The sequence below is a fragment of the Sphingobacterium kitahiroshimense genome, from assembly GCF_025961315.1.
GTDB classification, from domain to species: domain Bacteria; phylum Bacteroidota; class Bacteroidia; order Sphingobacteriales; family Sphingobacteriaceae; genus Sphingobacterium; species Sphingobacterium anhuiense.
The window spans coordinates 6,059,060-6,072,998 of the sequence record NZ_JAOQNK010000001.1 but is presented as its reverse complement, the minus strand read 5'-3'; the positions used below and the strand labels follow the sequence as shown (position 1 = coordinate 6,072,998).

Here is a 13,939-nt window from a genome sequence, read left to right as displayed (position 1 = left end):
CTTTAAGCAAATTAAAAGGTTATGTATTTATTGTCCTACTATGATAAATCCACCATCAGGCTGAAGTGTCACCTTTAATTGTTTACCTTTTGGCGCAGGCAACACGTTATGCTGTGGTGACCGATCCTTATTATCTTGGTGCAATTCCCACTTTTCGCCCGAAAGCATTGGTAAATGAAGAGTTAATTCTTTTACTTTTTTCTCTGCATTGATACCGGCTATGTACCAACGGTCACCATTCCTCCGCGCTAAAACGACATATTTGCCGGGATAGCCATCAATCAAAACAGTCTCATCCCAGATCGTGGGTACCTGTTTCATAAAATCAATAACATGTGCGGGCATCTCGGTTAGATTGTTGGGTGTGATTCCGAAATTTTGTACAGGGGTCTGAAATAGCACGGCAGTAGCCAATTGAAATGTCTCTGTCGTCTTCCGTATCATTCCTCCATTGTTCTCCCGATTATGTCTTTTATTAAGAAGAACGGGACCGAAATCCATTGAGCCTACAGTATTGCGAATAAACGGATGTAAACTCGCATTAAAAGCTTCGGTATCATTAGCATGTTGTGTGAAAATCAAATTTTCAGAAGCGAGTACAGCCTCACTCCCCACAAAATTAGGATACATACGTTCCCAGCCTCGTGGTAACGTGCATCCGTGGAAAATAACGGATAAACCATGATCATTCGCATCGGATAGAATATCTTCATAAAGCTTCATAGTCTCCTGCTTGTCACCGCCAAAAAAATCAACTTTTAGACCCTTAATACCAACACTTTGCATCCAAGCCATCTCCTTTTTTCGAGCGACAGCTGTATTCATCATATTTTTAGGTGTTTGTGGTGCATCATTCCAAAAACCATTGGAATTGTACCACAAACAAATTCCGACACCTTTATCTTTTCCATAGTCAATCAAGGCTTCAATTTTATCGCGTCCGATTTTGCTATCCCACCAATTATCGACCAAAACAAATTCATAACCCATCGTAGCAGAGATATCTACAAATTTCTTCTGATCTTCAAAATTAATACTGCCATCCTGCCACTCCAGCCAGCTCCAAGTTGAACGTCCAAACCTATACTCTTTTGAAGCTTTGTACATGGGTTCAACCACATCAAACGCGATGGTGGTTTCTGCAATAGGTTTTAGCGTACTTCCGACAGTCAGTGTACGCCACGGTGTATTGCCTGGTAATGCAATTGCAGGATTAGCGCTCCCTATGCCATTATTTTCTCCGATCTCCGGAAATGCAATCTTATATTGACCATCTTTTGTTCCTTCACTCAACTTAGATCCACAGTACAGTGCTCCTACACCTGTTTCAGAAACAAGTACCCAACCGCGATCTCCGACGTGAAATAATGCCGGAAAGCTGAAACCATAGCCATACTTGGAAGGAGCACCCAATTGCTCATCTGCCACATACTCCTCTTCATAACTTGGCTTCGTCTTCATCCAGCCAGACATGGGTGGTGCTTGAGCAGTTAGAAAAGTTGTTGTTACATTCGGGAATTTAAAAGAGCTCAATTCCTCTTCGATATATAAATTAGCTGCTTCACCTACCTGTGGCACGTGATAACGAAAAGCAATATCATGATTACTTACCCTAAATATGACATGTAAAGCTTGTTTATTTCCATTTTCTAATTTGCAAATCAACTCATTTGCCTGATAATGTACCTGTCTACGTTTTATCTTCTGTTCCTCATACTGCTCATCAATTTTATTATACTGCTGATCCACCAGTTTTAAATTGCTCGATAGATCAACCTGACGACCTTTTAATCCAAGTGCAGATTTTTCAAGCATTGCCTTTCCATCCAACTGAACATCATAGTAGAGATGACCATTTTCTAAAGACAAATTGACTACTAATCGTTTATCGGGTCCAGAAACAGTCACATTTTGTGCAAAACTCAACAGTGAGCTCAAGCTGAGAAAAGTGACAATAAGTAAGCATTTCATTATAGTGTAAGTTTTTTGTGTAAAAATTATTAAGAACGTAAATCCAACTAGTGTGTAGGAATTACCTTTTTAATGGTTCCATCAGCTCCAAATGATAATTTATCCATGCATACTTCACGGTTGTAACCTGCTGCATCTCCCATGTGTATACCGTCAGGGTAATTAAATCGGTGATATACAATATACCATTCATCAGTACCCGGTATTTGAAGTACGGAGTTGTGGCCAGTACCATAAATTCCTTTAGACGGATCCTTTTCAAGCACAATATTGTTTTCAGGAAGATGGATCTCTCCTACAGGAGAAGAAGATGTTCCATAACGTACCCGATAGTTTTCACTGCGGGTATCATCTTCAGACCATAAAAAATAATACGTGCCATTTCTATAGATCACATAGACACCCTCACGAAATGTACCATCAATCTTTAATGTCTTTGTCGTATTTTGTTTGATGGATACCATATCCTTATTCAGTTCCGCAACAGCGAGGTAACCATTGCCCCAATACAAGTAGCTTTTCCCCGATTTCGGATCATTAAAAACAGCAGGATCTATTTCTTGTCCCTTATTAATTCCTGCTGGTTTAAAATCGATCAATGGTTTTCCCGAATCTTTGAAAGGTCCAGTAGGTAGATCAGCAACAGCAACGCCTATTTTTTGCGCTGCTGTGAAATAATAGTAATATTTATAATCCCCTTTTATTTTTTTCTCCGCTATCGTTGGAGCCCAGGCATTGCGCGGGCCCCAAGGCACATCTTTTTTCAAATCCAGAATAACACCCTCATCTTTCCATTCTTTGAGATCAACGGAAGAAAAAGTCTTAAAATAAGAACCACCCCAACCGTCAAATCCATCACTAGTTGGGTAGATATAATATTTCTTTGTTTTATTTGAATATAACACATCTGGATCGGCATAGAAACCATCCAATATCGGATTTTTTCTAGTTACCAATTTGATGTCTGCCGGTGTTCCCCAACGCTCAGTAACGGCTTTAAATTCACTTCTGGATAATGGAATGATTGAACCATGTCTCGGATGAAAATCCATACTAACCTCATGATCGATTACTTTAAAGCGATCCAGATCAACCGATTCACAAAACTGGTACTTGCCCTTCCCATATACATCGTACATTAAAATATAACGATCAGACTGATTAAGTTTAAACACACTTGATCCTTCCACAGCATCTCTAGTCTGTTGTTTATAGCCCGGTTGTTCGATCCATTTGCTCGAAGTAAGCGAATCTGTTATAGCCAATTTAATACCGTTACCATGCCCTTCTGTTTTATAAAACATATAGAAAAGTCCGTTTTTATTGATGATATCTCCATCGATACAAGATTTACCATTTTTAGGCATAAACAACACCTTTGGTTCTGTTTCCAAATCGGTAAACTCACGATTAGCATAAGCATAATAAATGATATCAGGACCGTCGCCATGCTTCATCGACCAGTAAACCATATATTTACCAACAGCAGGATCATAGATCGTCTGTGGAGCCCAAACGCGCTTCAAACTTTCATTACCTTTAAACCGATCTTGGATGTTAATTACACTATGTTTCCAATGAATAAGGTCGTCCGATTTTAATAATATCATAGCACGATTAGAATCCCAGCCTTTCGATGAGGTCATATCCGTCAATACCATGTAAAAAGACTTACCATCCTCCCCTCTTAAGATATGCGGATCGCGCACTCCACCAGTTGTACTGATAAGCTTTGAGTCCAGCACAGGTTGATTGTTATTGAGGGCGCGATAAGTATAGCCATCCGTACTAACCGCAAAACAAACCGATTCATCAGCTACTGCATTGCCTTTGAAATAAGCAAATAAATAGCCCACAAAGTCTTTTTCCGTAGGACCAGATTTATATTCCTGTCCGATGGCTGGCCCCATCATACTAACTGTAAAAAAAGTGATTAAGATGCTGGCCAATTGCCATTTTCTTTTGTTCATGTAAGATTTAAGTTATAGAGTAAATAAAATTAGGTTGAGCATGCATTTCACGAATTTACAAATAGAACAACATACTTTAATTAAGCATGATCTTTTGTACCGGAGTATAAATATACTCTCCAGCAGATGAAGATTTCACCCCGATACGCACAAAGATATATGCCTGCCCTTTGAATTTATCAGACAATTGTCTCGTGATGCGCGTTTCAGTACCGAATAAGACTTGTGGAAGATCAACATTAATATCTTGATCAGAAAGAACATGATCGGTCAAAATAGATTTACTCAAGAAAAGTTTCACTTGATCGAGTTTAGCCGATTCGGTCGTTTTTTTAACCGTGAAGGTTGCCGCTATTTGATTATTGGCAACCTGAAAACTTTCATTTCCAATGACGAAATAAGGCGTTACCGGCACATCAAGCACCGTATTTCCATTCACGTTTACGAGAATTGTATCAGTCGATTGCTGTAGCCAAGGCGCATTTCCTTTTCGAACCAATTTATATTTGCCCCGAAACAGATTTGCAGAAAATTCTCCTGCTTGATTAATAAATACAGGGATAGCTGATTTTAAGGGATAACCGTCCTGCCATAGCTCCAGTTCAGTACCGTTATTTCTTACACCAACCGCCTTGCCCTCAAAGACCACTTTGCCAGATAAAAATTCTTTAGGAGCTTCAAAATTATCATATTCACAACCAACAGCCAAAAAACCTAGTGTAGCGGTTAGTAGAGTTAAAATATTCTTTTTCATAATTCAATAAATTAATGCAACGGATTTCTAACAATTTTTGGATTATTGTCCAATACCTTTTGCTCAATAGCAGAATAATAATTTGCTAAACGAAAGAATCGTGCTCTACGGAAACGACTAGGTTTGACACGTGCATAGATAAACTTCCCATGATCTGCATGGCCTAGACGCACTACACGGTATCCATATAAGCCCCGTACCACAGCATTAGGATCATTTTCAGCGCCATTCCAAATGATATGCGCCAAACGCCATCTTTTTAAATCAAAAAACCGGTGATCTTCAAAAGCCAATTCTACCCGACGCTCATTACGGATGATCTCCATCGTCAATGTGCTGATGCTGTTTGCTGGAAATCCAGCACGTTCACGTAAGGTATTGATATATTGCGTGGCCTCGCCAACCTGACCGAGTTCAAAACTTGCTTCCGCGGCGTTTAAATAAATTTCACCTAAACGGAACCAAGGCCACCAATTTGCAGCCGAAGTACCTCTAGCACTAGCAGCAGGTGCATCACTAACAAATTTGCGGATGTAAAATCCTGTATTACTCACATCCTGTGCATCATCTTTGGGGCCGTCAAAACCAGTCCATAATCCACCTGCATTTGCTGTCCCAAGTTCATCGCCCAATTGCTTCCCCAATTCTGGCGCGGTGACAAGTTGGTACGCCCCATTTTGCCAAGTAGCAACTCCTGCTTGAATACTAACTGCTGTATTTCGGAAGGAACTTCCTGGGTAAATGACGGTACCATATAATCGTGCATCCTTATTTTTGAAAATATCATCAATATGTGCATAAGCAATATAGTTTCCATTCGCATCACGATCCTGTAATGTTCCTTTTCGACCATCTAAATAATCGAAACTTTCCACTAAGCTAAGCGAAGGCGAGATTCCAGAGGTGGCTTCATTATCCTCCGTTAAACTTTTGACAATATTTTCATGCGCAAATCGATGAACTTTAAGACCCACAGCAAAATCCTTTGCAAAAATCACTTCAGATCCAGTCTTTTTGTTTAACATTTCGTAAAAATTAACGCCTTTGTCAGGGTTCTCTTTAAACAAGGTAAAAGGACCGCTCATAAGTTCTTTAGAAGCGGCCAATGATTTACGATAATAATCGCTGGCCATAGCCGCAGGTATACCGACTTCATTGCCTGCTGTTACTACAGGTTCAGCCATCAGCCCATTATATTTGGCTAAGGATGCTGCATATAACATGGCTCTACTCTGTACAGCTAGAACAGTATATTTATTGGCTCTGGTTTTACTAGTCGCATTATTTCCGAGATCTTCTTTAATCGCTTCCATCTCTTGGTAAATAAAATCGTAAACCTCATGCTCCTTTGCTCGGGGCAACTGAAGCGGTGTTGGATCACCACTGAAGTCATAAATCATCTGTTTTGTCACGATAGGAACTCCACCCATACGTTTTACCATTTCAAAATAAACAAGCGCGCGGACAAAGCGCATTTCAGCTATATATTGTTTTTTTGTTGTTTCCGTTAGTTGGAGACCCAAAGTTTCTATATTTTCTAGCGAAAGGTTGATATCTCGAATCAATCCATAATCCCAATAGCGTCCATAATCATCCCCAAATTGAAAATCATTGCGTCCATTCTGATCACGGTGCCCAGACCACATGGCATCGTCCAGCTCAGTCATTCCTCCGCTGTTGAAAACACCATGTAACGTCGGTAAACGGTTATAATAGTTTGCCATCAACGAAGTCAGCAATTTTGGATCATTCCAAAGTTGATCGTCAGTAATTAATGTTTTTGAATCTCGATCTAACCAATTGTCGTGTTTACAACCTCCAAATCCAAGGCAGACAAACAGCGCTAAACAAGTATATAATTTTTTCATTGTTGATTTTCTTTAAAATGTTAAATTGAACCCAACCATAAATACGCGCTGCTGCGGATATACCACTGCTGCCGCAGCTTCAATCTCTGGATCGATCTGAAATTTCTTCACGTTGTCAAAGGAAAATAGATTAGAACCATTGACATACACTCGGATTTTCTCAGCTTTAATTTTTTTGATGAGATCATTAGAAAAATTATAGCCAAGCTCAAGATTTCTGATTCTTAAATAACGAACATTTGTTAACCAAAAATCACTATTTCTATGATTAGGTCCAGAATTACCATTACGTAGTGCAGGATAATATCCTGATACCCATTCACTATTTGCATCATAAGGATCAGTACGATGCCATCTATCTTCTAAGAGATATGCTGGTAAATTTCCGCCACCATGGAATGCATTGCGCAATTCGTAATCTTGAAACCATGATTGCATCGCTCCTCCGGAGAAATCAGCATTCAGATCAATACCTTTCCAATTTAGTCCTATTCGTCCTCCAAATGAAATAATCGGAGCCCACCCGGTTTGATAACCGATTGGACGTTCGTCCAGATTATTAATCACACCATCACCATTAACATCCTTGTAGATAAAATCTCCAGGCAGTTGGTTCCGGTTATTTGAACCATCATTGTTAATTGGATGATTGCGAATCTCCTCTTCCGATTGGAAGCGGCCGACAACTTGGTAGCCCCACCATACACCTCCCCAACGATCTTCGTTTGAATTCCGGTATTCGTTCCAGGAGTTGCTGAAGCGCGGTTTATAAGATTCGATATTCTTAAAACGAGAATAGGTAACATTTCCACTCACCACATAATTCAATTCACCGATTTTATCCGTATAAGTGATCATACCTTCAGCTCCATAGTATCCATTCTTACCCAGATTCTCATTAGGTAGCGCATATCCGATCTCATCAGGTAATAACACATCATAACGTTTACCCGGAAATCCAGTACGGATAATCTGGAAGGCATCAGCTGTCAGCGTCAATTTATTACCAAATAAACCTGCATCCAGCCCGATGTTGTAAGTGGTATTCTTCACCCATGATAGATTTCTGATAGGAACACCACGTGGTTGCACACCTGTCACATAATTACCATCAAGAATCGCATCTCCTTGAGACCAATTGTAGCCTGCTAGATAGCCGTGCATATTGACGCCATTTTCCAAACCTGTTTGTCCTGCAGATGCCCGAATTTTGAAGTCTGTGACAACACTTTTCAAGGGTTCAAAAAAGTTTTCATCCGATACTCGCCATGCGACAGATGCTCCCGGAAAAAATCCCCAACGGCGATCCTTATAATATAAGTATGAACCATCGTATCGACCTAATAACTCAACTAAATACTTACCCTTGTAATTATAGTTTAATCGACCTATGTAACCTGCACGAGCTTCATAAGACCAATCATCTCCAAGGTCATTAACTTCAGCGAGTCGCATTATCGGGATGTAATTGTTCGTTGGATTTGCTCCTAATGAGCGGATCGTACGTACCCAATCCGAACGTTCATATCCTAATGTACCTGAAAGGGCATGATGACCGATATTTTTATTGTAATCAATTAGGAATTGCGCCGAGCGCGAAACAATATCCAGATTGGTATCATAACGCCATCCAGAACGTGTGCCTCCTGTAGCTTTATATTCATCGTTTTCAAAGCGATACACATCATAAGTATACTGGAAACCATCAAATTTATTATTGGTATAGTTGTACGACACAGTTCCTTTAGCAGAAAGACCAAATTTTGTTTTATAGGAGGCAAATAGGTTTACATTACCTGCCAAATATTTATTGTCCTTGTAGCCCGCAATATCACGATCAAAAACTGCTGGATTATAAGCAAAGTCGTTAGTATGATTCGGATATTTAGGGTTATCATTAGCGTAAGGTGCTACAGTAGGCCTGTTTTTGAACATCGCCAAAATAGATGAAAAATAGCCATCTCCTCCTGGCAGACCCACATCTTGTGTTCCTTCATGCCTTCCTGAAATCTGTGTACCTATTGTCAACCCTTCCAAAACAGTCGCTTCCATATTGGCTTGCAAATTGGTGCGCTTGTAATTAAAGTCTTTGATCATCGCATCCTGTGTCAGGTGTCCAACTGAAAGAAAATAATTAGACTTATCACTCCCTCCTGTCATATTCGCATTAATGTAGCGCTGTGGTATATTCTTACGAATAATCATATCGTAATAATCGTAACTTTTGTAGCCTGGCTCTGTCCCCATTTGCCATTTTTCAAGTTCTTGGGGTGTATATACCGCATTTGGATCTTTGTTTTCATTTTGAGCCGCCTCCACAAGACCTCGGGTATATTGCGCTGCATTGGCTAATTCAGGAAAACGAGTTAGATTTTGCCAGCCTTGATAGCCATTGATATTTACTTTTGCAGTTCCGCCCTTATTTCCTTTTTTTGTCGTGATTAAAACAACACCACCCGCTGCTCTAAATCCATAAATTGCAGCAGCAGCATCCTTCAAGATCGATATACTTTCGATATCTTCCAAATTTAAGGCATTGAACATATCTGCTCCAGAACCGTTTTGTGTTCCAACCCAATCCGTTCCTGTTTGACCGTCATAGGAAATACCATCGATCACATAAAGCGGATTTCCCATATTACGAATCTCAATTGCTGCTCCTCTCCCAGGACGAGCGTCTTTTCCACGGACGGAGATACCTTGTACTTTGCCTGCCAAAGCTCCTGCAGCTGTCGTAGAAGAAGTACGTACAATATCATCTGACTTGATATTACTGACAGCGCCAGAGATATTCCGTTTGGATTGCGTACCGTAACCCACGACCACAACTTCGTCCAAAGATTGATCACTCGTTTCCAACACAACCGAAAAGTTAGTCTGGTTGCCAATCGCAATACGTTGTGTTTTGTATCCGACATAAGTGATCACTAAATAGCCTTTTCCATCATGCAGTTGAAATCGACCAGTATTGTCTGTACTGGTTATTAAATTGGGCATTCCTTCAACAAGCACACTGGCTCCTACAATCGGCTCCTTGTCCTTGTTAATTACCTGCCCCGTAATTTTAGTTTGTGCATATGTCATTATGGATATTAAACTCATAAAAACATATAAGTAAAGAATCTTTAAGTTTTTCATAATTTATTCGTTTTCAATAACTGATTTTGGTTACCTACGATCTTGCCAATTTTAGATAATTTCTTGACGTAAATAAAGCGACAAGTATACCGCAAGTCAGCATGTTTAAGAATACATAAAAAGTTATTTATTAAATGTTAAAAATACACTTAAAAAAAAGTGACAAATTTTTTTTACCCCTGATAAAAAAGTCAAGCATAGCATTACAAATTCATAGTCTTTTATTGAGGGTTTTAAAAATGTGTTGGTTATAATTGTAAAACAAATATAAAAAAATAAATGTAAAACAAACATTTATTTTTAAAATTCATATAAGTTTGAATCTACCTAAGTAATTACACTTAACAAACAAGATTTAAAAGACTAATTAACAACAATATAGATGATCACTCCTTCCTGTGACCATCTATATTGAGACTTTATTTGGAGGAGAACTGTTATGCATTCCAATCTTAAAAGCCTGTAGGCATTCCATATTTTTTAGTCAACATGGACAGTTCTTTAGCAGTTATCGGCATGACAGAACCATGCCTTGGTGTAAATGCTCCACCCATCGGCGTATTTTTTATAAAATTGAAATGCGTAAGGTCCGAACTTTTGCAAAACTGATAATAGCCTTCCGTATAGCAGTCATACATCAAAATGTATTCATCTGAATGAATCGATTTAAATACACTAGAACCTTCAACAGGTTTCTTTTGATCCACATTGAGATGACGATATTCGGTCTCATATGGTCCAGTTATATTTTTACTTGTTGCCCGCATTACGCCACTTCTTGTACGAAAACCATTATTCACTGTAGATAAGCCCTCATCTTTAAAAAACAACACATATTCCTGCATCTTTTTATCATATACGATATCACCATCAATGGCTGCTGTGCCAAAATCAAATAACAGCTCTGGTGTACTGATATCCGTAAAATCGGCATTTGCATAGGAGTAGAAGATTTTAAAATAGGGCTGTTTTTTATCCCCTACTGCATACTCCCAGTCATGTCTACCTATCGAATAGTAGATCATGTATTTTTTCTCGACTACATCCCAAATCGTTTGTGGCGCCCACACGGCATGTAAATTTTCCTGATCAAATCCTTTTAAATTAGGAAAACGTGTTGGAAAATCAATCGCCTGATGTTCCCAATGGATAAGATCGGTACTTTTCATCAAGATGATACCATCATTACTCTGCCAACCTTCGCTTGAACGCATATCCGTTAAAACCATATAGAACGATTTTCCATCTTCAGCACGCATAATATGCGGATCCCGAATACTTTTTTTTAAGGCAATGCTGTCCGATGCAATGACCGGTTCCCCTCCATTCAAAGGCTGAAAATCTATACCATCTTTACTTATTGCATAGCGAACCTGTTCACCGTCAGGGCTGTTGTCAGAAAAATAAGCAAACAGATAGGCTACTGGAGCAATTTTTAAAGCCTTTTTACTTTGTCCAAGTGCAATTGCTCCATGCTGTATAAATAACATCAGCAATGACCACCTGATCATAAATTGTATCTTTTTCATAATGCTTACTATTTTTTGGCAGGAATGCGAAAAACGGTGAACGAATAAGGAGACAATTTGCACCTGTCTAATTGAAATGTTGCTGCAACAGGTTTAGCTGTCTGATCTGTTGGTTTTCCTGAAATAACAGTTGCATTCACTTGTTGATTTGCAACACCGATAGTCGAAAGATCAAGGTCAATTTCAACAGGTAATAAATTCACCAATTTGACGATGATATCACCCGATTTAGCATCGCGCACAATTGATTTTCCAACACGTTTGTTCACTGCTTCATCGTGATTTGATAACTTTAATTCACTAAAGAGATACGTATCGCCTGCATGCTGTCCAAATGCCTGCTGGATATAGTAACCCACAGTAGGTTTCACTGTCGTATTATTAAAGTAGATCAAATCTGGAGACCATTGCGTATTACCTTCTTTGGCCAACAGAGGTGCATATGAAGTCATGGTGACTACATCGGCATTTCTTTCGACATTGCACAGGTGTAATGCCTCTGCCAATGCTGTTTCAATCGTACTAGCACGATTGGGAACATGTGCAGCATATTCACCAAGATATACTTTAGCTTTCTTGCGGTCATAACGGTCGTAAAACTCCTGATTATGAATAAACCAACCCGGTGGATTGTAATAATGCTCATCGATTAAAGGAACATTTAATTTAGTTGCCAAATCCCAGCCTTCCACATAGTCCGATCCTTCATAAAATGGACCTGCTGTACCAATGACTTCAATATCAGGATATTTCTCTTTTACGGCTTGATAAATCAGGGTAAAGCGCTCTTTAAACAGATCGGTAATCAAATCTTCGTTACCAATGCCAATATATTTCAAGTTAAAGGGAGCTGGATGACCCGCTTCAGCACGTTTCTTTCCCCACAATGTCTTACGATCACCATTCGCATATTCAATGAGATCCAAAACATCCTGAATATAATCGCCCATGTCCTCCATAGGGATACCGCACTGCTGCCCGCCCAGTTCGTGACCATGATGTCCCGAATTTTGGCAAGGTACACCTGCAGCCACCACGGGTACAGGTTCTGCACCCATATCTTCACAAAACTGGAAATATTCAAAATAGCCTAAGCCAAATGATTGATGATACCCCCAGAGATTACGCTGTGGTTTTCGTTGCTCCACAGGTCCTATCGTATTTTTCCAATGGTAGATATTATCGATACCATCTCCATGAGCTACACAGCCGCCAGGGAAACGCACAAACCGAGGTTTCATGTCAGCAATAGTCTTAGCAAGATCTGCTCTTAAACCGTTAGCTCTATTTCGGAAAGTATTTTTAGGAAATAACGAAACCATGTCCATATCGACGGCTCCATTGTTGGAATAAGTAATCTCCAATCGAGCATCCGAAATGGTCACATTTCCAACCATATCCAATTTGTACTGTTCCCATTTTTTTGATAACTTCTTCGTTTTTGTTTCTCCAATAGTATTACCGTGCCCATCGATTAAGCGAATCTGCAAGTGGCCCAACTGTCCTGATTTCCCTCGGGCATATATTGAAAAATTATACTGCTCGTCTTTCTTAATGGAAATACCGCCAAACCCTTCATTGACGATTCCTGCTCCAGGTTTACCCTGCAAAGTCACATAATGCCGGTTATTTTCATGAATCGGAGATAGCGTATCAATCGTAATAACAGTTTCCCTATTCGTGGTGCGCCAAGCAGTTAAACTATGCCATTCTTTTCGATCCATAGGCGTATATTCAAATCCCCTATTCTGTATTAATTCGGCATACAATCCACCATCAGCGGCATAATTGATATCTTCAAAAAATGCTCCGATAAGTAGATCACTGATCTTACGCGCTGGAATATGTTCATCTAATTTTAGATTTCCTTTCAGGGGAGTAAGTGAAGCAAAGCGTTGTACATCATCGACCATCCGTTCACTATTCAACTTTCCCTTATAAGCATCCAACTGCTGTTTCTTTAACAGATTCTCTAGGATTTGCCACGCGACTTTATGAACTGTTCCCGTATAGTTACCATCAGAGAGACGGATCGCTACTTTTGTATTATGCACAACAGTAGCTTTTTTTGCGGTAGAAAACATTTTAAAATCCTTCGTTTCTACAGCGTAGTATCCTTTAGCGCTCCGATCCGTCTTCCAAATCACTTGGTAAGTACCCGTTGTCTTATTGTAATCAATAACAGGACTAAGGCAGTTGCCTCCGGCAAATACCAAAGGGTAAGACTGACTTTCCCATTGGATCAAATCGCGCGATGCACTATGTGCAAAAGCACCATCTTCTTGATTCAAACTCCATACACAATGCCAGATTCCTGTCGGTGATAAAAACAGGAAAGGATCAATCATCTTCTTCTGCGATCCCCATTGACCGTAGTCAGATCGTAAGAAACTAGCTTCTGCACCAATGGTGGTCCATTTTTTCTTGTCCAAGCTCCATGCAAAATGTAGCCCGTTGTGGTGATCATTCTTTCCCGAACTATAGGCAAAGATATAAGCCGAATCCGGCTCATTGGCATATAATGCTGCATGTTTTACGACAAAGAATAACAATAAGCATATATAAATAAGCTGTTTTTTCATCAGAATAAAATTAGTAGTAGTTATTTATGTTCAAGTTCATAACTTCATTATTGGCTATAGCTTGCCAATGGTAGCGATATGAATTATAAATACTGGTGTTTATATACCCTTTCTTTTTATCATGACA

At 39.5% G+C, this 13,939-nt stretch carries 7 protein-coding genes; all 7 read right to left on the bottom strand.

Features of this window, described 5'->3' with window-relative positions; translation table 11 throughout:
- Positions 1 to 27: 27 nt before the first annotated feature.
- The 7 genes from M2265_RS25890 to M2265_RS25860 all read right to left on the bottom strand — a co-directional run bounded on the left by M2265_RS25890 (position 28) and on the right by M2265_RS25860 (position 13,812).
- Complete coding sequence (locus M2265_RS25890; RefSeq protein WP_132773871.1) at positions 28 to 1,971, bottom strand: glycoside hydrolase family 97 protein; 1,944 nt, start codon at positions 1,969 to 1,971, stop codon at positions 28 to 30.
- Between the two features lie 47 nt (positions 1,972 to 2,018).
- Positions 2,019 to 3,941 (bottom strand): family 43 glycosylhydrolase, encoded by a 1,923-nt coding sequence (locus M2265_RS25885; protein ID WP_206368344.1) that lies wholly within the window; start codon positions 3,939 to 3,941, stop codon positions 2,019 to 2,021.
- A gap of 76 nt (positions 3,942 to 4,017) precedes the next feature.
- Entirely contained in the window at positions 4,018 to 4,695 is a 678-nt protein-coding gene (locus M2265_RS25880) for a DUF3823 domain-containing protein (RefSeq protein ID WP_132773873.1), read from the bottom strand.
- Between the two features lie 11 nt (positions 4,696 to 4,706).
- Entirely contained in the window at positions 4,707 to 6,563 is a 1,857-nt protein-coding gene (locus M2265_RS25875; RefSeq protein ID WP_132773874.1) for a RagB/SusD family nutrient uptake outer membrane protein, read from the bottom strand.
- Positions 6,564 to 6,575: 12 nt separating this feature from the next.
- A complete protein-coding gene (locus tag M2265_RS25870; protein ID WP_132773876.1) occupies positions 6,576 to 9,701 on the bottom strand; it encodes a SusC/RagA family TonB-linked outer membrane protein in 3,126 nt (1,041 codons plus the stop codon).
- A gap of 452 nt (positions 9,702 to 10,153) precedes the next feature.
- Positions 10,154 to 11,230: a glycoside hydrolase family 43 protein gene (locus M2265_RS25865; protein WP_206368347.1), complete on the bottom strand. Its 1,077-nt coding sequence runs from the start codon at positions 11,228 to 11,230 to the stop codon at positions 10,154 to 10,156.
- 8 nt (positions 11,231 to 11,238) lie between these two features.
- The gene (locus M2265_RS25860; RefSeq protein WP_132773878.1) at positions 11,239 to 13,812 is read right to left on the bottom strand and encodes an alpha-L-arabinofuranosidase C-terminal domain-containing protein; all 2,574 of its coding nucleotides are present in this window, start codon (positions 13,810 to 13,812) and stop codon (positions 11,239 to 11,241) included.
- Between the last annotated feature and the right edge of the window lie 127 nt (positions 13,813 to 13,939).

Bases quoted from the DNA above. Each gene is read 5' to 3' on its own strand.
- M2265_RS25890 (WP_132773871.1), bottom strand. From the start codon at position 1,971: ATGAAATGCTTACTTATTGTCACTTTTCTCAGCTTGAGCTCACTGTTG.
- M2265_RS25885 (WP_206368344.1), bottom strand. From the start codon at position 3,941: ATGAACAAAAGAAAATGGCAATTGGCCAGCATCTTAATCACTTTTTTT.
- M2265_RS25880 (WP_132773873.1), bottom strand. From the start codon at position 4,695: ATGAAAAAGAATATTTTAACTCTACTAACCGCTACACTAGGTTTTTTG.
- M2265_RS25875 (WP_132773874.1), bottom strand. From the start codon at position 6,563: ATGAAAAAATTATATACTTGTTTAGCGCTGTTTGTCTGCCTTGGATTT.
- M2265_RS25870 (WP_132773876.1), bottom strand. From the start codon at position 9,701: ATGAAAAACTTAAAGATTCTTTACTTATATGTTTTTATGAGTTTAATA.
- M2265_RS25865 (WP_206368347.1), bottom strand. From the start codon at position 11,230: ATGAAAAAGATACAATTTATGATCAGGTGGTCATTGCTGATGTTATTT.
- M2265_RS25860 (WP_132773878.1), bottom strand. From the start codon at position 13,812: ATGAAAAAACAGCTTATTTATATATGCTTATTGTTATTCTTTGTCGTA.